The sequence below is a fragment of the Mesorhizobium sp. 128a genome (assembly GCF_053848025.1).
The window spans coordinates 46,157-65,436 of sequence record NZ_JBSPKY010000015.1; the positions used below are offsets into that span (position 1 = coordinate 46,157).

The 19,280-nt window shown below is 63.6% G+C and carries 25 protein-coding genes; 16 read left to right on the plus strand and 9 right to left on the minus strand.

Annotated elements, in window-relative coordinates:
• Window positions 1–7: 7 nt before the first annotated feature.
• Together ACWTU9_RS23285 and ACWTU9_RS23290 are read right to left on the minus strand one after the other, a co-directional pair.
• The gene (locus tag ACWTU9_RS23285; RefSeq protein ID WP_455860335.1) at window positions 8–484 is read right to left on the minus strand and encodes an RrF2 family transcriptional regulator; all 477 of its coding nucleotides are present in this window, start codon (window positions 482–484) and stop codon (window positions 8–10) included.
• Window positions 485–920: 436 nt separating this feature from the next.
• Window positions 921–1,529, minus strand: a complete 609-nt coding sequence (locus ACWTU9_RS23290; RefSeq protein ID WP_455860336.1) for a histidine phosphatase family protein — start codon at window positions 1,527–1,529, stop codon at window positions 921–923.
• A 291-nt stretch (window positions 1,530–1,820) separates the two neighbouring features.
• Here ACWTU9_RS23290 and tauA point away from each other — a divergent pair, with 291 nt between their 5' ends.
• The 8 genes from tauA to ACWTU9_RS23330 all read left to right on the plus strand — a co-directional run bounded on the left by tauA (window position 1,821) and on the right by ACWTU9_RS23330 (window position 8,807).
• Window positions 1,821–2,834, plus strand: a complete 1,014-nt coding sequence (gene tauA / locus ACWTU9_RS23295) for a taurine ABC transporter substrate-binding protein (RefSeq protein WP_455860337.1) — start codon at window positions 1,821–1,823, stop codon at window positions 2,832–2,834.
• A 162-nt stretch (window positions 2,835–2,996) separates the two neighbouring features.
• Window positions 2,997–3,788, plus strand: a complete 792-nt coding sequence (locus ACWTU9_RS23300; protein WP_455860338.1) for a taurine ABC transporter ATP-binding protein — start codon at window positions 2,997–2,999, stop codon at window positions 3,786–3,788.
• Window positions 3,785–4,645: an ABC transporter permease subunit gene (locus ACWTU9_RS23305; protein WP_455860339.1), complete on the plus strand. Its 861-nt coding sequence runs from the start codon at window positions 3,785–3,787 to the stop codon at window positions 4,643–4,645. Before ACWTU9_RS23300 ends, ACWTU9_RS23305 begins: the two co-directional genes overlap by 4 nt.
• Window positions 4,646–4,660: 15 nt before the next feature.
• Window positions 4,661–4,852 (plus strand): hypothetical protein, encoded by a 192-nt coding sequence (locus ACWTU9_RS23310; RefSeq protein WP_455860340.1) that lies wholly within the window; start codon window positions 4,661–4,663, stop codon window positions 4,850–4,852.
• 193 nt (window positions 4,853–5,045) lie between these two features.
• Window positions 5,046–5,999, plus strand: a complete 954-nt coding sequence (locus ACWTU9_RS23315) for a sulfonate ABC transporter substrate-binding protein (RefSeq protein ID WP_455860341.1) — start codon at window positions 5,046–5,048, stop codon at window positions 5,997–5,999.
• Window positions 6,000–6,072: 73 nt separating this feature from the next.
• The gene (gene ssuD, locus ACWTU9_RS23320; protein WP_455860342.1) at window positions 6,073–7,230 is read left to right on the plus strand and encodes an FMNH2-dependent alkanesulfonate monooxygenase; all 1,158 of its coding nucleotides are present in this window, start codon (window positions 6,073–6,075) and stop codon (window positions 7,228–7,230) included.
• The gene (locus tag ACWTU9_RS23325) at window positions 7,227–8,003 is read left to right on the plus strand and encodes an ABC transporter permease subunit (protein ID WP_455860343.1); all 777 of its coding nucleotides are present in this window, start codon (window positions 7,227–7,229) and stop codon (window positions 8,001–8,003) included. Before ssuD ends, ACWTU9_RS23325 begins: the two co-directional genes overlap by 4 nt.
• 9 nt (window positions 8,004–8,012) lie before the next feature.
• The gene (locus ACWTU9_RS23330; protein WP_455860344.1) at window positions 8,013–8,807 is read left to right on the plus strand and encodes an ATP-binding cassette domain-containing protein; all 795 of its coding nucleotides are present in this window, start codon (window positions 8,013–8,015) and stop codon (window positions 8,805–8,807) included.
• Window positions 8,808–8,924: 117 nt separating this feature from the next.
• Here the strand turns inward: ACWTU9_RS23330 and ACWTU9_RS23335 are convergent, their stop codons facing one another.
• Window positions 8,925–9,110, minus strand: a complete 186-nt coding sequence (locus ACWTU9_RS23335; protein WP_455860345.1) for a hypothetical protein — start codon at window positions 9,108–9,110, stop codon at window positions 8,925–8,927.
• 312 nt (window positions 9,111–9,422) lie between these two features.
• On the opposite strand from ACWTU9_RS23335, the gene ACWTU9_RS23340 reads away from it, so the two are divergent.
• From ACWTU9_RS23340 to ACWTU9_RS23355, 4 genes are all read left to right on the plus strand, one after another.
• Window positions 9,423–9,782, plus strand: coding sequence for a septal ring lytic transglycosylase RlpA family protein (locus ACWTU9_RS23340; protein ID WP_455860346.1), 360 nt, complete (start codon window positions 9,423–9,425; stop codon window positions 9,780–9,782).
• Window positions 9,783–10,033: 251 nt separating this feature from the next.
• On the plus strand, window positions 10,034–11,311 hold the full coding sequence (locus ACWTU9_RS23345) for a polyhydroxyalkanoate depolymerase (RefSeq protein WP_455860347.1): 1,278 nt from the start codon (window positions 10,034–10,036) through the stop codon (window positions 11,309–11,311).
• A gap of 192 nt (window positions 11,312–11,503) precedes the next feature.
• Window positions 11,504–12,121 (plus strand): transglutaminase-like cysteine peptidase, encoded by a 618-nt coding sequence (locus tag ACWTU9_RS23350; RefSeq protein WP_454575724.1) that lies wholly within the window; start codon window positions 11,504–11,506, stop codon window positions 12,119–12,121.
• Between the two features lie 335 nt (window positions 12,122–12,456).
• The gene (locus tag ACWTU9_RS23355; protein ID WP_455860348.1) at window positions 12,457–12,681 is read left to right on the plus strand and encodes a hypothetical protein; all 225 of its coding nucleotides are present in this window, start codon (window positions 12,457–12,459) and stop codon (window positions 12,679–12,681) included.
• 65 nt (window positions 12,682–12,746) lie between these two features.
• Here ACWTU9_RS23355 and ACWTU9_RS23360 read toward each other — a convergent pair whose 3' ends face one another.
• From ACWTU9_RS23360 to ACWTU9_RS23375, 4 genes are all read right to left on the minus strand, one after another.
• Window positions 12,747–13,115, minus strand: a complete 369-nt coding sequence (locus ACWTU9_RS23360; RefSeq protein WP_454590130.1) for a helix-turn-helix domain-containing protein — start codon at window positions 13,113–13,115, stop codon at window positions 12,747–12,749.
• 13 nt (window positions 13,116–13,128) lie between these two features.
• On the minus strand, window positions 13,129–13,644 hold the full coding sequence (locus tag ACWTU9_RS23365) for a Smr/MutS family protein (protein ID WP_455860349.1): 516 nt from the start codon (window positions 13,642–13,644) through the stop codon (window positions 13,129–13,131).
• Complete coding sequence (gene mltA / locus ACWTU9_RS23370) at window positions 13,641–14,738, minus strand: murein transglycosylase A (RefSeq protein WP_455860436.1); 1,098 nt, start codon at window positions 14,736–14,738, stop codon at window positions 13,641–13,643. Before mltA ends, ACWTU9_RS23365 begins: the two co-directional genes overlap by 4 nt.
• Before the next feature lie 81 nt (window positions 14,739–14,819).
• Window positions 14,820–15,524, minus strand: coding sequence for a Tim44/TimA family putative adaptor protein (locus ACWTU9_RS23375; RefSeq protein ID WP_454590132.1), 705 nt, complete (start codon window positions 15,522–15,524; stop codon window positions 14,820–14,822).
• Between the two features lie 198 nt (window positions 15,525–15,722).
• Here ACWTU9_RS23375 and ACWTU9_RS23380 point away from each other — a divergent pair, with 198 nt between their 5' ends.
• A complete protein-coding gene (locus ACWTU9_RS23380) occupies window positions 15,723–16,223 on the plus strand; it encodes an FxsA family protein (RefSeq protein ID WP_454575719.1) in 501 nt (166 codons plus the stop codon).
• Between the two features lie 218 nt (window positions 16,224–16,441).
• Window positions 16,442–16,942 (plus strand): protein-export chaperone SecB, encoded by a 501-nt coding sequence (gene secB, locus ACWTU9_RS23385; RefSeq protein ID WP_455860350.1) that lies wholly within the window; start codon window positions 16,442–16,444, stop codon window positions 16,940–16,942.
• A 213-nt stretch (window positions 16,943–17,155) separates the two neighbouring features.
• Here the strand turns inward: secB and ACWTU9_RS23390 are convergent, their stop codons facing one another.
• Both ACWTU9_RS23390 and dnaQ read right to left on the minus strand, forming a co-directional pair.
• Complete coding sequence (locus tag ACWTU9_RS23390; RefSeq protein ID WP_455860351.1) at window positions 17,156–17,443, minus strand: GIY-YIG nuclease family protein; 288 nt, start codon at window positions 17,441–17,443, stop codon at window positions 17,156–17,158.
• Window positions 17,444–17,629: 186 nt separating this feature from the next.
• On the minus strand, window positions 17,630–18,334 hold the full coding sequence (gene dnaQ / locus ACWTU9_RS23395) for a DNA polymerase III subunit epsilon (RefSeq protein WP_455860352.1): 705 nt from the start codon (window positions 18,332–18,334) through the stop codon (window positions 17,630–17,632).
• Window positions 18,335–18,615: 281 nt separating this feature from the next.
• Between dnaQ and ACWTU9_RS23400 the strand changes: the two genes are divergently transcribed.
• Together ACWTU9_RS23400 and ACWTU9_RS23405 are read left to right on the plus strand one after the other, a co-directional pair.
• Entirely contained in the window at window positions 18,616–18,867 is a 252-nt protein-coding gene (locus ACWTU9_RS23400) for an AbrB/MazE/SpoVT family DNA-binding domain-containing protein (protein ID WP_454590134.1), read from the plus strand.
• The gene (locus tag ACWTU9_RS23405; protein WP_455860353.1) at window positions 18,864–19,262 is read left to right on the plus strand and encodes a type II toxin-antitoxin system VapC family toxin; all 399 of its coding nucleotides are present in this window, start codon (window positions 18,864–18,866) and stop codon (window positions 19,260–19,262) included. Before ACWTU9_RS23400 ends, ACWTU9_RS23405 begins: the two co-directional genes overlap by 4 nt.
• Window positions 19,263–19,280 lie beyond the last annotated feature (18 nt).

Here is a 19,280-nt window from a genome sequence, read left to right on the forward strand (position 1 = left end):
CTGAGGATCAGGCGAGGACCTTTTGCGCCGGCGCCAAATCGTCGATGTCCTTCGCGACCGTAAGGTCGTCGAGGGCGATGTCGCGCATTTCCGCAAGCGAGCGCTGGTCGAGCACCTCGGCGATTGCCTGCCGGACCTCGAGCATCAGATGTCGGACTTGGCATGTCGCCTCATTGCAGTCTTCACAGCGCTGATACTGGGTGCGGCTTGCGCATGGGATGGGCGCGAGCGGCCCGTCGAGCACACGCACGACATGGCCGACCTTGATCTCGTCGGCCGGGCGCGCGAGGCGATAGCCGCCTTCCTTGCCCTTGCGGCTCTGGACGAATCCGGCATTGCGCAATTCGCCCAGAATGGCGTCGAGAAACTTCTTCGGGATGTTGTTGCCGCTGGCGATATCGCCGACGAAGGCGAGCTGCCCGACCGGCAACTGCGCCAGATGGACCAGCGCCTTGAGGCCGTACTTGCCTTTTTTGGTGAGCATAGCGCGAACGTTTCCCTGTCAGGCGATGGTTCAGAACCATCGGTTGCGAAACGCCTGACGTGCCTCCCCGCCGCGTGCAAGCTGCTTTGACACATAAATTCTAGTGACATGATGTACAAGCCGAGGAACCTTGATTTTGCTTCGTTTTCACGCCCGAGAGGCCACTTTAGCAGGACTTTGTGCCGTTAAGGTCACAGACTGGGCCGCAAGGCAGGTGGACGCCGCGAGCGATCCATGGACGCAGAGTGGCCGCGCATCGTCTCCTCCATCCTTAATGTCGATAAGATTACTATACTTACCCTCGAAGCGGCGGAACGTGTTTTCAAATCAGCGGCTGTTTGCAGCATGGATTTGCTCGACCACGGCACTGTGCGCAATCTCGTTCGCTGCCGGCATCCAAGATCGGTATGGCGGGGACGAATGCCCAACCCTCCGCTCAGGATTGGGCGCCGTCGCGTTGCAACCGGTCGGCCTTGGCAGGCTTGGCCATCGGCACGCCGGTCGAACGCAGCATCCAGCGGTGGCCGTCGCTGCGGAAATCAGTGAGGCTCAACGGCTCGACATCGATCCTGCGGCAAGCCGAAAGCGGTGCGCCGAGAACGAGGACGATGGCCGCGCGGATGACACTGGCGTGTGTGACCGCGACGGTGTGGCCGCTGGTCCGGATCAGGCGGCCCATGAAACTGGAGACACGCTTCGCCACATCGGCCAGCGACTCGCCGCCATGCGGAGCGGCCTCGGCATCGCTGAGCCAGCCGACGATGCCCTCCGGCTCAAGCGCCTGCACCTCCTCGAAATTCCTGCCGGCCCAATGGCTAAAATCCTGCTCGGCCAGCAGGGGCTCGACGGAGGGCTTGACCGCCATCGCCTCGGCGGTCTGGCGGGCGCGCAACGCCGGACTTGTCCAGACCCGATCAGCGCGGCGCAGGGTCATCGTTGCCGCCAGCGCCAGGGATCGCGGCTCCAGCGCCTCGTCGAGGGGAAACGACCCCTTGCGCGTGGCGGGCGTTGCGCCGCTGCAGATCATGGTCAGGCGTACCAGCATGATAAGACTGTCTCCTGGAGGCAGGTCGAGGCGACCTGGTCCCGGCAATCCCCTTACACCATCGCGTGAAAGTGACTACCGCTCGTCGATGATTATCCGTCGAAGCGCAATGATGGCGGCCTGCGGGCGGAAATTCGGCGCACTCGACATGTGCCCCTCTCCCCGCCGGCATCAGCCGGTGGTTTTTTTCTAACAAGCCCGCTCTGCTTGGAAGGATTTAACTCTACAAGAACGATAGAATTAGCTGACTATGAACAGGCATCCGGTTTTCTCTCTTTCATGGAGCCTTTCATGTCCAGCATTTCACGACGCATTGTCCTCCTGTCGTCGGCAGCCCTGGCGGGTGCGGCCTTCCTCGGCCCGGCCCAGGCGCAGGACCTCAAGATTACCATCGGCTACCAGACGGTGGTCGAACCTTCGAAAGTGGCGCAGGCCGACGGCGCCTATGAAAAGGCGACCAAGGCGACGATCGACTGGCGCAAATTCGATTCCGGCGCCGATGTCATCGCCGCCGTTGCCTCCGGCTCGGTCGATATCGGCTATGTCGGCTCGAGCCCGCTGGCGGCTGCCGCAAGCCGCGACCTGCCGATCCAGACCATCTTCGTCGTCGGGTTGATTGGCGAATCCGAAGCGCTGGTCGCCCGCAACGGCTCCGGCATCGAAAAGATCGCCGACCTCGCCGGCAAGAAGGTGGCGGTGCCGTTCGTCTCGACCACGCACTACAGCCTGCTCGCGGCGCTGAAGCATGAAAACGTCGATCCGAAGTCGGTCGAGATCCTCAATCTCAAGCCGCCGGAAATTGCCGCCGCCTTCGCGCGTGGCGACATCGACGCAGCCTATGTCTGGGATCCGGCGCTCGGCCAGATCAAGACGACAGGCAAGGTGGTGTTGGACTCTTCCCAGGTTGCCGCCTGGGGCGCGCCGACCTTCGACGCCTGGATCGTGCGCACCGACTTTGCCGAGAAGAACCCCGAAGCCGTGCGCGACTTCGTCAAGGTGACGGGCGAGTCCTACGCTCAGTTCCTGGCCAAGCCCGACGCCTGGTCGGTGTCGTCGCCGGAGGCTGCAAAGATCGCCAAGATCACCGGCGCCAAGCTGGAAGAAGTGCCGCAGCTGCTCAAAGGCTACGTCTTCCCGACGCTGGAAGAGCAGGCGTCGGAAAAATTCCTCGGCGGCGGCACGGTCAAGGCGATCGAGGCGGCTTCGGCCTTCCTCAAGGAGCAGGGCAAGATCGACGCCGTGCTGCCCGACTATTCGAAATACGTGTCGTCGAAATATGTGACCGAGGCGCTGGCCTCGAACTGACACCTGAGTTTTAGGGCGTCATTTGTGTGCCCCTGGCGGCCACGCGGCGCTCTCGTGACACACGCGGTTTCTTCTTCCCTGACGCCGCGTGTTGCCTGTCCCGGATCCGCCTAACGAGGAGCGGTTTCCGGGGCAGGCGGATTTCTTTCGGAGCCAATTTTCATGCCGCACCTCGTCCTGGACCCGCATCTCGTATTGGACAAAGTCTCGGTTCACTATGACGGCCAGGCTGCGCCGGCCGTCGAACGCGTTTCCATCGATGTCGCCAAGGGCGATTTCGTCGTGCTGGTCGGTCGCTCCGGCTGCGGCAAGACCTCGCTGCTCAACGTCGCCGCCGGCCTGGTCGAACCCGCGCGCGGCATCGCCACGATCGGTGGCAGGCCGATCACCGGCCCAGGCTCCGACCGGGCCGTTGTATTTCAGAACGATGCTTTGTTTCCCTGGCTGACGGCGCGTGAAAACGTCGCCTTTGCGCTTCGGCTGCGCGGCGTGCCGCAGGCGGAGCGAGGACGCCGCGCCGACGAGTTGCTGGCGCTGGTGAAGCTCGATGGCGTCGGCGACAAGCGCATCTGGGAATTGTCCGGCGGCATGCGCCAGCGTGTCGGCCTCGCCCGGGCGCTCGCCGCCGAACCCGAATTCCTGCTGCTCGGCGAACCGCTCGGCGCGCTCGATGCGCTGACGCGCGAGCGCATGCAGACGACGCTGCTCGATCTGTGGACGGCGGCCAAGGTGGGCGTGCTGATGGTCACGCATGGCATCGAGGAGGCGCTGGTGCTGGCCACACGCATCGTTGTGCTGGCGCCGGGACCCGGACATGTGGTGCGGACATTCGAAACCGGCTTCAGCCGGCGCTATGCGGGCGGCGAAGCCATTCGCAGCATCAAGGCTGATCCAGCCTTTGCCGCAGCCCGCGGCGAGGTGACCGACGCGATCTTCGAAGGAGAAGCGGCATGAGCGTCACCTCCTACGGCGAACGGCCGACCACTGGGACCGGCGAGACCGATGCCATCTCGGTGCCGTGGTCGCGGCCACGTCCTATACGCAGCTGGATCTCTTCCCGCGCGGTCAGCGCCGCCACCATTCTGGTCGTGCTGGCCGCATGGGCGCTGTCGGCCCGTTTGCAGCTGGTATCGCCGGTGTTTTTGCCATCGCCCGCCGCAGTGTGGACCAAGTTCATTGTCGTGATCAATGACGGCTTCGTCGATGCCACGCTGCTTCAGCACGTCGTTGCCAGCCTCGGCCGCGTCTTCGCGGCGCTGCTCGCCGCCATCGTCATTGGCGTGCCGGTCGGCTTGGCCATCGGCATTTCGACGGTCGGGCGCGGCATCTTCGATCCGCTGCTCGAATTCCTGCGCCCGATTCCGCCGCTCGCCTATCTGCCGCTGGTCATCATATGGTTCGGAATTGGCGAGCCATCGAAAATCCTGGTGATAGCCATTGCAATGCTGGCGCCGGTGGCGCTGTCGACGGCTTCGGGCGTGCGCGGCGTTTCGCAGGAGCGTGTCAACGCGGCGCGGTCGCTCGGCGCGACGCAGCGTCAGGTCGTGCGCCACGTCATCCTGCCCAGCGCGCTGCCGTCGATTCTGACCGGCCTGCGCATCGCGCTCGGCGCCGGCTGGTCGACGCTGGTCGCGGCCGAGCTGGTGGCGGCGACGCGCGGCCTTGGCTTCATGATCCAGTCGGCCGCCCAGTTCCTGGTCACCGATGTCGTGGTGATGGGCATATTGGTGATCGCGACAATAGCCTTCGTGCTGGAATTCATCATCCGCCGGATCGAGCGTCAGCTGGTTCCGTGGGCGGGAAAGGATTGACCGGGAGAAGAAGGAATGACGATGACCCATTCCACCGCCGTGCTGTTCGCCCATTTCGGCAACTGGTTGCTCGCCTGGACCAAAGAGAGCCGGCCGGTTCAGGACGAGGCCAGGTCGCCGGCGCCGGTGCAGCTGGACGCCGAGCGCGACCGCCTGCCGCCACGCGACGAAGGGTTTTACTGGGCCTGGCAATATTGGTCGCAGTGATGATGGTGACCCGTTTGGCGCGAAGCCGGCGATATTGACAGCCGTTCAGCGCCCGGCGCGGAAAAGTAATTCCGCCACGGAGACCCAACTCGCAAAATCATTCCTCTACTAAATTTATAGAACTACCTAGCCTCGATCCATCTTCCAACCGGCCGCGGTTTTCCGGGCGCCTGTCGCAGCAAGGAGAGGGATCATGTTCAGCCTGACCAGACGTTTATTCGGCATTGGCCTGTTGGCGGCGGGCGTTGCCGCCTCGTTCGGCGCCTCGGCGCAAGAGCTCAAGCAGTTCAACATTGGCTACCAGAAGACCGGCCTGCCGGTCATCGCCAGGCAGCAGCAGCTGATCGAGAAGGCGCTGAGCGACAAGGGCGTCGCCGTGAAATGGGTCGAGTTCACCGCGGGCCCGCCGCTGGTCGAGGCCTTGAATGTCGGAGCCATCGATGTCGGCTGGACCGGCGACGCGCCGCCGATCTTCGGTCAGTCGGCCGGCGCCAATATCGTCTATGCCGCGGCACTTCCGTCCAATGGCCAAGGCGAGGCGATCTTCGTCAAGCCGGCCTCACCGGTCCAGTCGCTCGCCGACCTCAAGGGCAAGCGCATCGGCGTCGGCAAGGGCACCAGCGCACACAATCTGCTTGTTGCCGCGCTCGAAAAGGCCGGCATCGGCTTCGACCAGATCACGCCGGTCTATCTCAGCCCGGCCGACGCGGCGGCAGCCTTCGCCAGCGACCAGATCGATGCCTGGGCGGTGTGGGATCCGTTCTTCGCCATCGCCGAGACGCGTTACCAGCCGCGCGTGCTCGTCCGCTCCAGCGACGTGCTCAAGGTGAACACCTACTTCCTCGCCAACAAGGATTTCGCCAAGGCGCATCCCGAAGTCGTCACCACGACGATAGCGGCGCTCGGCGAAGCAGCGAAATGGGCCGACCAGAACCGCGACAAGGTGGCAGCGGCGCTGCACGAGGTGACCGGCGTGCCGCTCGACGCGCAGACGATCGCCGCCAAGCGCGCCAAATTCGGCATCTTCCCGATCACCGACGAGATCATCGCCGGGCAGCAGTCGACCGCCGACCGCTTCTTTAAGCTCGGGCTCATCCCGAAAGCGGTCCGCATCTCCGACGCGGTGTGGACCGCACCGGGCAACTGATCTTTGCGCGGCGGCGCCGGGTGGAAACGCCCGGCGCCGTTCGCCGTTCCCGCAGTTTTTTCCGGAGCTCGCCATGACCGCGCCTACCAGACCGCTCGATTTCTTCTGGTTCATCCCGACGCATGGCGATGGATCCTATCTCGGCTCCGAGCAACAGCAACGGCCGCCGGAGTTCGCCTATTTCAAGGAGATCGCCCAGGCCGTCGACCGGCTCGGTTTTCCCGGTGTGCTGTTGCCGACCGGGCAGAACTGCGAGGATTCCTGGATCACCGCGACAGGCCTTGCGACGCTGACCGAAAAGCTCAAATTCCTGGTCGCGCTGCGGCCCGGCGTGACGCTGCCGACCTTCGCGGCGCGCCAGACGGCGGCGCTCGACCGCCTGAGCAATGGCCGGCTGCTGCTCAATGTCGTGGTCGGAGGCAATCCGACGGAGCTTGCCGGCGACGGCGTCTTCCTGCCGCATGACGAGCGCTACACCCAGGCGCATGAATTTTTGACCATCTGGCGGGCGCTGGTGTCGGGCGAGCGTGTCAATTTCAACGGCAAATATTACCGCGTCGAGAATGGCCGGCTCGATCTTCTGCCGAGCCAGGAGCGGCCGCCGCTCTATTTCGGCGGATCGTCGGATGCCGGGCAGGAACTCGCTGGCGACCTGGTCGACATGTACCTGACCTGGGGCGAGCCGCCGGCGCAGGTTGCCGAGAAGCTCAGCGCCGCGCGCAAGAAGGCCGAACGGCGCGGCCGAAAACTGCGTTTCGGCATCAGGCTGCATTTCATCGTGCGCGAGACCGAGGAAGAGGCCTGGCGCGCGGCCGACCGGCTGATCAGCCATGTCACCGACGTCCAGATCGAAAACGCCCAGGCGCGCTTCACCAAGGAGATGGACTCCGTCGGCCAGCGGCGCATGGCTGAACTGCATGGCGGCCGCCGCGACAGGCTCGTGGTTTCGCCCAATCTGTGGGCCGGCGTCGGCCTGGTGCGCGGCGGCGCCGGCACGGCGCTGGTTGGCTCGCCGGAGCAGATCGTCGAGCGCATCCGCGAATACCAGGCGATCGGCATCGACACCATCATCGGCTCCGGCTACCCGCATCTGGAAGAGGCCTACCGGGTCGCCGAGCTTCTGTTCCCGCGGCTTGGGCTCGGCACCAGGCGGCAGCGGGCGCATGAGAACATCGCCAACGAATTCACGGTCGGCTTCCATGGCGCCAACCGCCTGCAGGCCTCGTCATGAGCCTGGCGCAGCGCATCGGCCAAAACGGCGTCGGCTGGCTGCTGCCGGCGCTGGTTCTCGTCGGCTGGGAGGCCGCCAGCCGCGCCGGCATCATGCCGGCAAACGTGCTGCCGGCGCCAAGCGCGGTGGCAGAGGCATTCTGGCGGCTGACGCTTTCGGGCGAACTGATCGAAAACGTCGGCGTCAGCACGGCACGCGCGCTGGCCGGCTTTGCCGTCGGCGGCTCGATCGGCTTCGCGCTCGGCCTTGCCAACGGTCTCTCGACGCTTAGTCGCGGGCTGACCGACACGACGCTGCAGATGATCCGCAACATTCCGCATCTGGCGCTGATCCCGCTGGTCATCCTGTGGTTCGGCATCGACGAAGAAGCCAAGCTGTTCCTTGTGGCGCTCGGCGTGTTCTTCCCGATTTACGTCAACACGCTGCTCGGCATCCAGAGCGTCGACCCGCAATTGGTCGAGATGGGCCGGGTCTACGGCATGGATCGCCGCGCGCTGTTCTTTCGGGTCATCCTGCCAGGCGCGCTGCCGGCGATCTTCGTCGGCCTGCGCTATGCGCTCGGCATCATGTGGCTGACGCTGATCGTGGCCGAAACCATTTCGGCCAGTTCCGGCCTCGGCTACATGGCCATGCAGGCCCGCGAGTTCCTTCTGATCGATGTCGTCGTGCTGTCGATCCTGATCTACGCGCTGCTCGGCAAGCTCGCCGACAGCCTCGCCCGCCTGCTCGAGCGGCTGTCGCTCGGCTGGCATCCCGCCTTCCAGAACGCTTGAGAGGTCTTGATGCCCGCCGCCAGTCTTGCCGCCGTCCGCTCCTTCGTCGCCGCGCCGCCGCCACGGCCGGAGGAGCCCCTCGAAAGGCAGCGCGCCTTTGGGTTCAAGAACGTGGCAAAGCGCTTCGGCGACAAGATCGTGCTCGACGGCATCGATCTCGACGTGCCGGTCGGACAGTTCGTTGCCGTCATCGGCAAAAGCGGCTGCGGCAAGAGCACGCTCTTGCGGCTGCTCGCCGGGCTCGACCGGCCAACCGCCGGTGCCCTGACATTCGGCGCGGAAGAACAGGGACATAGCCGCACGCGCTTCATGTTTCAGGAACCGCGGCTGCTGCCCTGGGCCAGCGTGGTGAAAAACGTCGAGGTCGGACTGACCGGCATTGCCGCCGGCGCCGAAGCCAGGCGGCGCGCGTTCGACATACTGGGCGCGGTTGGCCTTGCCGATCGGGCCGACGAATGGCCGTCCGTGCTGTCGGGCGGCCAGAAACAGCGCGTGGCGCTGGCGCGCGCGCTGATCGGCCAGCCGCAGATCCTGGCGCTCGACGAGCCGCTCGGCGCGCTCGACGCGCTGACCCGGATCGAAATGCAGCAGCTTCTGGAACGCATCTGGCTCGAACAGAAATTCACCGCCGTGCTGGTCACGCATGACGTGGCCGAAGCGGTGGCGCTTGCCGACCGGGTGGTGGTGATCAGCGCCGGCAAGATCGCGCTCGACGTCGACGTCCCCGTGGCGCGACCGCGCCGGCGCGGCTCTGTCGAGCTCGCCCGCCTCGAAGGCAGGATCCTGGACAATCTGTTCGGCTAGTTCACGCGGCGCAAAGGTCTTGGCGAATGCTGTCGGGAGCCTCCCAGCTTCGTATGAACGTTTTCGACAATCGCCAACGATCAAGCTGAAGACCGTCGGCGGTCGTTCCACGCCCGCTCAGCTGCGCGACCGGCTCGCCCACACCATCCCGACCAGGCCAACCAGCATGGTGACGATGCCGATATAGAGCCATTGCGACTGGCCGGTCATGAAGCTGCCGCCGACCACGCCCAGGCCTTGCAGCGACCACAGCAGGCCCATGGCCAGGACGATCAGTGCGAGCAAATACCTGAACAGTCTCATCGCCCGAATTCCTTCCCCCAAGTCGATTGTCCGCTGCGCAACGGCCGTGATGAAAGAGCGAAAGGACGGTGTCCAATCGCGTGTGCCTTTACTTGCACTATAACGTCTTGTCTTGCTCAAGGCATCTGCAGTGAGGCTCGAAATATCACGAGCGATACCGGCAGTCGGGTACGTAATATCCCTAACAGACTGTTTCCCAGTGACTCCAAACGTGTGCCAGTGCCACGGAACCGCCAGATACCTGCCGCATTTCCTGCCTTATTCGACACTTAACGGCTGGGGTCTGTCCAAAGAACGGAGCCAACCCCACACATGAAGACAATAAACCAGACCGCGCTTGTCGCGGTAACGATCGCGGCTGGCCTGATGGTCGGCGCATCCGCCTCCTCCGCCGCCGGCCAATGCGGCCGTGCTTCCTGGTACGCGCTGCACTCCCGGACCGCCAATGGCGAGCGCATGAACCCGTCGGCAATGACCGCCGCGCATCGCAGCCTGCCCTTCGGCACCAGGCTGAAGGTGACCAACCAGAACAATGGCCGCAGCGTCGTCGTGCGCATCAACGACCGCGGCCCGTTCATCAAGGGCCGGATGCTCGACCTGTCGAAGGGCGCCGCCGGCCAGCTCGGCTTCATCGGCTCCGGTCATACCTCCGTCTGCATGGCGCGCGTCTGATCTTCCAAGTCCGGCCCATTCGGGCCGGACGCATCCTGCTCCCTATATCCGACGGCCGCGCTTTCGCAGCTGCACAGTGAGCCGGCTGGCCCCGTTCGAAGCGGATTCTCAAGGCCTTGGACCAAAGAATTGCATATGTCACGCCACGTGACGTATTGCGTCGCAGCAATATCTTGTTAACCTCCGCGCGAGACATTCAAGGATCGGCGCTGCTCGTCGTCCCTTCGGTCACGGCAGCTGCGGAGTACCTGATGTTCTACCAGCTCTACGAAATGAACCATGCCGCCCTGCAGCCCGCGCGGCTCTACGCCGATGCGGTGCGGTTGTTCTACACCAACCCGCTCAACCCGTTTTCGCACACGCCATGGGGCCGCTCGGTGGCTGCGGCCGCCGAATTGTTCGAGCGCACGACGCGCCGCTACAGCAAGCCGCATTTCGACCTGACCAAGACCGTGGTCGACTGGAAGAGCGTCGAGGTCAACGAAAAGACGGTGTGGTCGCGGCCCTTCTGCAACCTCACCCGCTTCGAACGATCGGTGCCTGCCGGGCGCAAGGCCGACCCCAAGCTTCTGATCGTGGCGCCGATGTCGGGCCATTATGCGACGCTGCTGCGCGGCACGGTCGAGGCGATGCTGCCCTATGCCGACGTGCATATTACCGACTGGGTCGATGCCCGCATGGTGCCGCTGACCGACGGCCATTTCGACCTTGACGACTACATCGACTACATCATCGACATGCTGCATGCGCTGGGGCCGGACACCCATGTGATGGCGGTGTGCCAACCTTCGGTGCCGGTGCTGGCGGCGGTGGCGCTGATGGAAAAGCGCGGCGATCCCTTCGTGCCCTCGACGATGACGCTGATGGGCGGGCCGATCGACACTCGCCGCAACCCGACCGCGGTCAACCTTCTGGCCAAGGAAAAGGGCATAGACTGGTTCCGCGACAACGTCATCATGAACGCGCCCTGGCCGGTGCCGGGCTTCGGCCGCGAGGTCTATCCGGGCTTCCTGCAGCTGTCGGGCTTCATGAGCATGAACCTCGACCGCCACATCATCGCTCACAAAGACTTCTTCATGCACCTGGTCAAGCATGACGGCGACAATGCCGAGAAGCACCGCGACTTCTACGACGAATATCTGGCGGTGATGGACCTGACGGCGGAGTTCTATCTGCAGACCGTCGACACGGTGTTCGTGCGCCATGCGCTGCCCAAGGGCGAGATGATGCATCGCGGCGAAATCGTCGACACCAAGGCGATCCGCAACGTTGCGCTGTTCACCGTCGAAGGCGAGAACGACGACATTTCCGGACTCGGCCAGACCCAGGCCGCGCATGACCTCTGCCCCAACATTCCGGCCGAACGGCATGCCCACTACATGCAGCCGGCCGTCGGCCATTACGGCGTCTTCAACGGCTCGCGGTTCCGCTCGGAAATCGTGCCGCGCATCGTCGATTTCATCACCAGCTATGGCCGCCAGAACCGCGTTGCTGTGAGACCGAGGCTGGTCCGCTCCGCCAAGGGTTGAGGCTCGATACGGCTGTGGCGTGCGTTGCCTGCAGAAGCGGGGCGATTTCGCACGCCAGAGGCGTTCTGTTGCACAATAGACGCTGTCGGGCGGGCGCGGGTAACCATGCCGGAGAATCTACCTCCCCCCATAATTGACACGGACTGTAAATCCCCTTTAACCTTTCGTTAACAACAAGGGTGAACGGGGACAATGACTTCCTCAGCGATGGCACGGACGCTGCGCTTGTGTGCGGCAACAGGGCTTGCGGTTTTGGGATGCTGGGCGGCGCCGGCATCGGCGGGCGGCGCCATGGCGACCGGCGGCATGACCTCGCAGCCGATCGGCCACTATGATTTCTGCAAGTCGCATCCAGGCGAATGCTCGATCCGGCCAAGCAATCTCAACCCCGCCGCGATGACCGACGCGTTCATGCGCAAGCTGATCAACGTGACATCAAGGGTCAACGCCGCCGTCAAGCCGATGAGCGACTACGACATTTACGGCAAGGACGAAGTCTGGGCCTATCCCGACAAGGGCGTCGGCGACTGCGAGGACTATGTGCTGGAAAAGCGCCGCCAACTCTTCCGCTCGGGCGTGTCGCTGGCCGATCTCCTGATCACCGTCGTGCGCAAGCCGGACGGCGAAGGCCATGCCGTGCTGACGGTGCGCACCGACAAGGGCGACTACGTCCTCGACAACCTGACCGACAGGGTGAAGATCTGGGACGCCACCGGCTACCGCTTCCTCAAGCGGCAGGCGATCGACAACACCGGCCGCTGGGTCTCGATCCGCGGTGGCCAGCAGGTGCTGGTGGGCGCGGTCCAGTAGCGAACCGGGCTAAGGCGGCCTCGTCATCCCAGGGCGAGCAGGAGCAAAGCTCCGTCGCGGAGACCTTGGGATGCATTGCCGTGACATTGGGATAGACGCAACGGTGCAGGAGCAAGCGCCGTCATCTTGATCCCCCGCATTGCCGGATTATCGCGCCGTCGGGGCGCTCGTCGTTCGCAGCATGGGTCCTTGGGTCTGCGCGTCCGCTTCGCCCGTGGATGACGAAAGGCAGGCCTCCGAACCGCCTCCCAAAAATTCTTTTCAGTCTCCATGAACCAAACCGTCTGTGCCGGCGACACATAGCCGTAACCAGAACCCAATCACGGAGACTTCCAATGACTTCTTTCCTGCGCACTGCTTTCCTTGCCGCCGTCGCGGCGTCGTCCCTGGCCGGGTCGGCCTTGGCCGATCAGACCATCACCTGCTCCGACACCAAGGTCAACGACTGGTGGGCTGGCCGTTGCTGCAGCGCCGGCACTGCGGATTGCCTTGGCCACGAGGGCCATGGCCACGACCACCACGACAATGGCGGCCGGGGTAGCACTGCCGGCAAGAAGTGATGCAATGCCTCGCCGGCGATCGCGTCTGCAATTGAGGCGAACGCCGGCAAGCGCCTCATGCCATCCTATCCAGTGCGTCCAAGTGCGGCACGGATCGACGCGGTGATGCGGCGAAGCTCGGCTTCGTCCAGTTTCTCGATGTTTTCGGCCAGCAGATTGGCAAGTTCGGTCGCGGCGGGGCTGAGCCCGGACGTGTCGAGCTTTACGCGCGGGTGCGATGCCTCGGCCAGCCGCGCCAGCTCTTCGGCATCGTCCCAGATGATGTTGAAATAGCCGATGATCTTCTGGATCAGCGTCCAGGTCGGCGCGCCGCGGCGGCCATGTTCCAGTGCCGACAGATAGGCGGCGCTGACGCCGATCGCCTGCGCCATGTCTTTCTGGCGGACCCCGCGCTCGGCGCGAAGCGCCCGCAGTTTTTCGCCAAATGGCGTCATCGGACCGACCCCATCAGCGCAGCCGCCTGAGCCGGACATAGAGCGCGCCCGAACCGCCATGGTTGCGGGCGGCGTGGTCGTGGCTGGAGACCAGCGGCCTGAAGGCCGGCGTCGACAGCCAGGCAGGCACAGCGCGCCGCAAGACGCCGTCGCCGCCCGACGACGAGCCCTTTCCGGTAATGATCAGGACATAGCGGATGCCGCCGGCATGCGCCCGATGCAGGAACGAGAACAACAGCGAATAGGCCTCGTCCTGGGTCATGCCATGCAGATCCACACGGCCTTCGATCGGCAGCCGGCCCTTCTTCAGCTTGTCCAGCGTCGGCTCGTCCAGTGCCTGCGAAACCTGTTGCACCTTCGGTTTGGCGGCAACGACCGGGCCGACAGCGACCGGCGTCTGTGCCGGTTTGGGGTCGGCGATGTCGGGAATGTCGACCGCCATCCTGCCCTTCAAAGGCCGCGCCGTGCGCGCCACCAGGTTCCACAACACCCGGTCGTCTTCACTGAGCTTATCGGGGCGCCGGCTCATCGTGCCGCCCCCGAAACGACGCGTGGAAGCAAGACGTAGAAGTCTGCCTTGTTGCGAACAACCCCGGCGATCTCGCCGGCGGCATCGCCCGAACCGGCGAACAGATCGCCGCGCGCGGGCCCGGTGATGGCCGAGCCGGTGTCCTGCGCAATCATCAGCCGCCGGAACGGTTTTTGCTCGAAGGCGGTCAGCGTCGGCGCGTCGATGTAGAAGGGCGTGCCGAATGTGTGCAGCAGCCGGTCGACGGCAAGCGAACGCCCCGGTGTGAGCGGCACCTTGGCGGCGGCGATCGGACCGAGCGCTGCGTCATCGACCGCTGCTTCGCGAAAGAAGATGTAGGAGCGGTTCTGCCAGAGGATCTCGTCGATGCGGTCAGGATGTGCCCTGAACCAGGCGCGGATCGACTGCATCGTCACTTTTTCCAACGGGATCTCGCCGAGATCGGCGAGAATCTTGCCCGGACCGGTAAAACGCTGGCCGGATTTGGCGGCATAGGTGACGCGGCAGAGCCGGCCGTCGGTCATCTTCAGCCTGGCGGCGCCTTGCACATGGACGAAGAAGGCATCGACCTTTTCCGCAAGCCAGGCGATTTCAAGGCCTCTCCCGGTGAGCGCGCCGCGCTCGATCTGGCCGCGGTCGAAATACTCTAACGGCCCGTGCGGCGTCTCACGGGCGAAGGCCAGATACTCGTCCATGCCTTCTGGACGGTTGGCATCTCCGATGTCGACGAGATCGCCCGGCCGCGCCAGCAGCGGCACCGTGAATTCATCCGTGCGCACCGGCGAGGCCTCGACCTCCGGCTCGTAGAAGCCGGTAACAAGGCCGGGGTTTTCAGACTGAATCCGGACCGGAACGAAATGGCGCTCGAAGAAGGCGCGAGCGTCGTTCCGATTCGCCGGCGAAACGGAGCGCGCCTCGTCATAGGCGCCGGCGAAGGCGTCGAACCGGACACCAAGCGCTCCGGTGCGATAAGGCTTCTTCAGGACATGGAAGGCCGAACGGCGGAAGGCTTCGAATGCGGGCAGATGATCGTCCGCGCCCCAGCCGGGAAGCTCATCAAAGGATTTCTCGACGAAAAGGGACGATAGCGACACCGCGGCCCCGCCACTGGCCATGTTTGCCTGCATGTCGATATCCCAAAAACCGCTGCCCACTTTTGGGCGACATGCAAAGATTCAGTCTTCTTCCTCGGTGGCGACCAGCTTCCAGTTCGGATCGCGCGAGCGTGTGTCGCGGGCAAAGGTCCAGACATCCTTGACCTCGGCCACCGTCTCGGGATCGCCGTCGATGACGGCACCCGCCTTGTCGCGGGTCGCCGAGATCAGCTCGCTGACGATGCGCAGCGTGATGTGCGCCTCGCCGCCCTTCATCTCGGCCGAGACGATGTCGGCCTTGTCGATGCCGACGAAGGAGGACTGGATCTTTTCGGCTTTCGCCTCGCGATCGCCTATGGCGGCGACGAAACCATCAAAAACCTCACGCGACAAAAGGTTCTTCAGCGTTTTGCGGTCGCCATCGGCATAGGCCATGACAATCATCTCATAGGCCATCTTGGCGCCGTCGACGAAACCCTTGGGGTCGAAGGACGGATCATTGTCCTTGATCGTGCGCAGGCCTTTGTTCAGATCGGTATCGGGCTTGGCGAAGGCATCGATGGCCGCATAGGTTTCGGCAGCCGTTTCGCCCGGCAGGCGCTTGCGCGGTAGCGAAACCACATTTTCGGGTTTTTGGGTCGCATCCTTATCGCTGCGGCTGGCCGTATAGGGATCGAAGGGCGGGCGTTCGCTGCCCGTGCGGCGGCCGAGCACGTTGCGCAGCTGGAAAAAGATCACCACCGCGGCAATCAGAAAGAAAATGGTGCCGAAGTCGAAGAAACCCATATCTTTCGCCAATCAATCCCTGACCCGGCCGGGACCGCCGGCCAATCCGGGCCGCGGTCGCATAGCGTTCAACATGCAAAGCATATAGAACGCATGGCGCAATCATTCAAATCAAAGGCAGGCATACCTATCTAACGGCCTCAGTGCCAGCGGCGATTGTACGCCGCTCGGCAAAACATGGAAACGATCGGTCAAGACTTGCGCATTTCCTTTTTCCCTCTGTTCCTGCTTGCGCTGCCGCTGCTGGAAATCGCCGGTTTCGTCATCGTCGGGCGCGAGGTCGGGGCGCTGGCGACGGTCGGCCTGGTGCTGGCTTCCAGCATTGCGGGCGTGCTTCTGCTCCGGCACCAGGGCTTCGGCGTCATGGCGCGGGTGCGCGCCGAGATGGCCGGCGGCGGCGACCCCAGCCGCCAGCTCGCGCACGGCGCCATGATCGTGGTTGCCGCGATCCTTTTGATCATCCCCGGCTTCATCACCGACATCATCGGCCTGCTTCTGTTCCTGCCGCCGGTGCGCGACCTTGCCTGGCGCAGGCTCAAGGGCCGTATCGTCGTCGCCACCGATTTCACCGCCGGCGGTTTTCGGGGCAGGTCGCGCGACAAGGTCATCGATCTCGACGACGGCGACTATTCGCGCGAGGACGATTTCAAGCGCGGCCCCGACCACAATTCGCCCTGGCGGCGCCTGAAGGACGACTAAGGTCGCCTTGGGAAGGACGACTAAGGTCGCCTTGGGAAGGACGACTAAGGTCGCCTTGGGAAGGACGACTGGCGTCGCGCCTTGAGGACGATTGAGACTGTGTCTTGATCCCTTCCGCCGCAAAGGCGGCAAACCTTGTCTTGTCATGCCGACCATGCTAGCCAACGCCCGATTTCAATTCGGTCAGCACTGCTGCCCAGGCAAAAGGATCAAGGCTCATGGCCAGCAAAGATGACGCGCCGGCGGGCGCCGCCAACGGCAACGGCGAAACGGCGCAGCCGTCGCTCAACGTACTGGCCCAGTATGTGAAGGACCTGTCCTTCGAAAGCCCCGGCGCGCCGAACTCGCTGCGTGGCCGCGACAAGGCCCCCGGCATCGCCATCAACGTCAATGTCAACGCCAATCCGCTGTCCGACAAGCAATTCGATGTCAATTTGACGTTGAACGCCAAGGCGTCCTTCGACCAGGAAGTGCTGTTCAATGTCGAGCTGGTCTATGGTGGCGTCTTCGCCATCTCCGGCTTCCCGCAGGAGCACATGCTGCCGATCCTGTTCATCGAATGCCCGCGGCTCTTGTTCCCGTTCGCCCGCCAGATCATCGCCGAAGCCACCCGCAATGGCGGCTTCCCGCCGCTGATGCTCGATCCGATCGATTTCGCCCAGATGTTCCAGCAGAAGCTGGCTGAAGACCAGGCGGCGTCGAAGGTCAAGGTGAGCTGAGAAGGCTGTCACGGTAGCGTTTGAAGAGCCCGGCTTCGTGCCGGGCTTTTTGTTGGAGGCGTTGGCGGGACAGCGCCGCCTTGGAAGAGTAGCCAAAGCCCTTGCGACTTCGTCATCCTAGGGCGGAGCAAGGAGCGAAGCGACGCGGCGCAGACCCTAGGATCCATGCCGTGACCGTCATGCAGTGCTCCAGCGGTGCAAGAAACCGGGTGGCTACCAGCCTGTTCCACGGAAGAGCTCGAACCACTCGGGATTGGCCTTTTCGATCAGATCTATCTTCCACTGTCTCGGCCAGCGCTTCAGCGACTTCTCGCGCTGGATGGCATCGGTAATATCAAAGAATTCCTCGTACCAGACCAGCCGTTGCACACCGTAGCGGCTTGTGAACCCTGTGCCCTGGCCGGATTTGTGCTCCGGCATGCGGCGGCCGAGATCGTTGGTGACACCGATGTAGATCGTTCCGCGCTTCTGGCTTGCGGTCATGTAGACATAGCCGGTCATGGTTTCAGGGTAACGAGGGTCGGTGCGCGCACAAGCGCTATTCTGACCCGTTGCACTCTACGACCACCGTCACGGCATGGATCCTAGGGTCTGCGCCGCGTCGCTTCGCTCCTTGCTCCGCCCTAGGATGACGAAGGCGTGGAGCCTTTGGCTAATCTCGACTGTTTGCGCTTGGGCGCTCTACCCTCAACCCGCCGCCACCTTCAGCCACAGCGCCTTTTCGCCCAGCGTCGCAACCAGCCCGGCATGGGCGGCGCGCTCGACCTCGGTCAGCCGCGAAGGCAGGGTGATCGGCCTGGCGGTAATCGAGATGTCGATGTCGGCGACGTCACCATTGGCATTGACCTGCACCGCCACCGTTTCGAGGATCAGCGCCGCCTGCTTGCCGCCGATGAGCTCGATATAGACTTCGGCCAGCAGTTCGGAATCGAGCAGCGCGCCGTGCTTGGTCCGGTGGCCGTTGTCGATGCCGTAGCGGCGGCAGAGCGCATCGAGCGAATTGGGACCCATCGGGTGCTTGCGTCGAGCCAGAGCCAACGTATCGACGACACGCCCCGTGTCGATGACCGGCTGGCCGAGCCGGCCGAATTCAGTGTTGAGGAAGCCGATGTCGAAATTGGCGTTGTGGGCGACGAGCTTGGCGCCGTCGGTGAAGGACAGCCATTCCTCGGCGATTTCAGCGAAGGTCGGCTTGCCGACCAGGTCGGCGGCGCTGATGCCGTGCACGGCTTGCGCCTCGTGGTGGACCGCGCGCCCTTGCGGATTGATGAACTTGTGGAAGGTACGGCCGGTCGGGAAGCGGTTGACCAGTTCGACGCCGCCGAGCTCGATGATGCGGTCGTCGCGCATGTCGAGGCCGGTGGTTTCCGTATCGAAAATAATCTCACGCATAGAATCAGATGCTCCTGAGAGAGCAGAATCATACACCGGAACAAAATGGCAATGAAAAAGGGGGGAGACCAGGCCAACTGCACAGGTTTGCGCTCCCCTTCATTGTCCCGCCGGACGTTCGTCGTTCGAAAAGCCAAGCCATCCGCGAGGCGATCGACGCTGTACGGCTCTCTCCGGCGAGGAGAAGCATACCAAGGCCTGCCAAGTTCTTCCGTTTGAAGCCCATTTACGGTAATTAGAATTTCAATTACTATGAGCTGCCCCCACAGAAAGGATCACCGATGACGGCGCTGGCAGTCACAAAGAAAGGGCAGGTCACACTAAAGCGGGATCTGCTTCAACATCTGGGCATCAAGCCTGGCGAACGGATTGACTTCGACAAGCTGCCGGGCGGCGAGCTTCGGGTCAGGGCCGCGCGGCCAACCGGCACCATTGACAATTTCATCGGCCGGCATGCCGGTAAGGTCAAAAAGCCGATGACAATCGAAGAAATGAACGAGATAGCCGCTTCCGGATGGGCGGGTGAAGAGTGAAGATTTCTGTCGATACGAATGTCCTGGCTCGCGCGGTTCTGCAGGACGATCCGGAGCAAGGAGATGCCGCCAGCAAACTGCTGAGGGAAGCGTCGCTGATCGCGATTTCCTTGCCCTGCTTATGCGAATTGGCGTGGATACTGCGCAGGGGCGCCAAGCTGGCAAAGGAAGAGGTTGCCGTAACGATCCGTGATCTCCTGGGTGCTGGGAATGTCGTGATGAACCGACCTGCGGTTGAGGCAGGACTTGCAATCCTTGAAGCCGGCGGCGATTTCGCGGACGGCATTATGGCTTACGAGGGCAATTGGTTGGGCGGAGAAACCTTCGTCTCGTTCGACAAACACGCCTTCGAGCTCTTGACGGAGCAGGGAACGACCGCGCGACTTCTATCCTGACGCGAAAACCACGGCGCG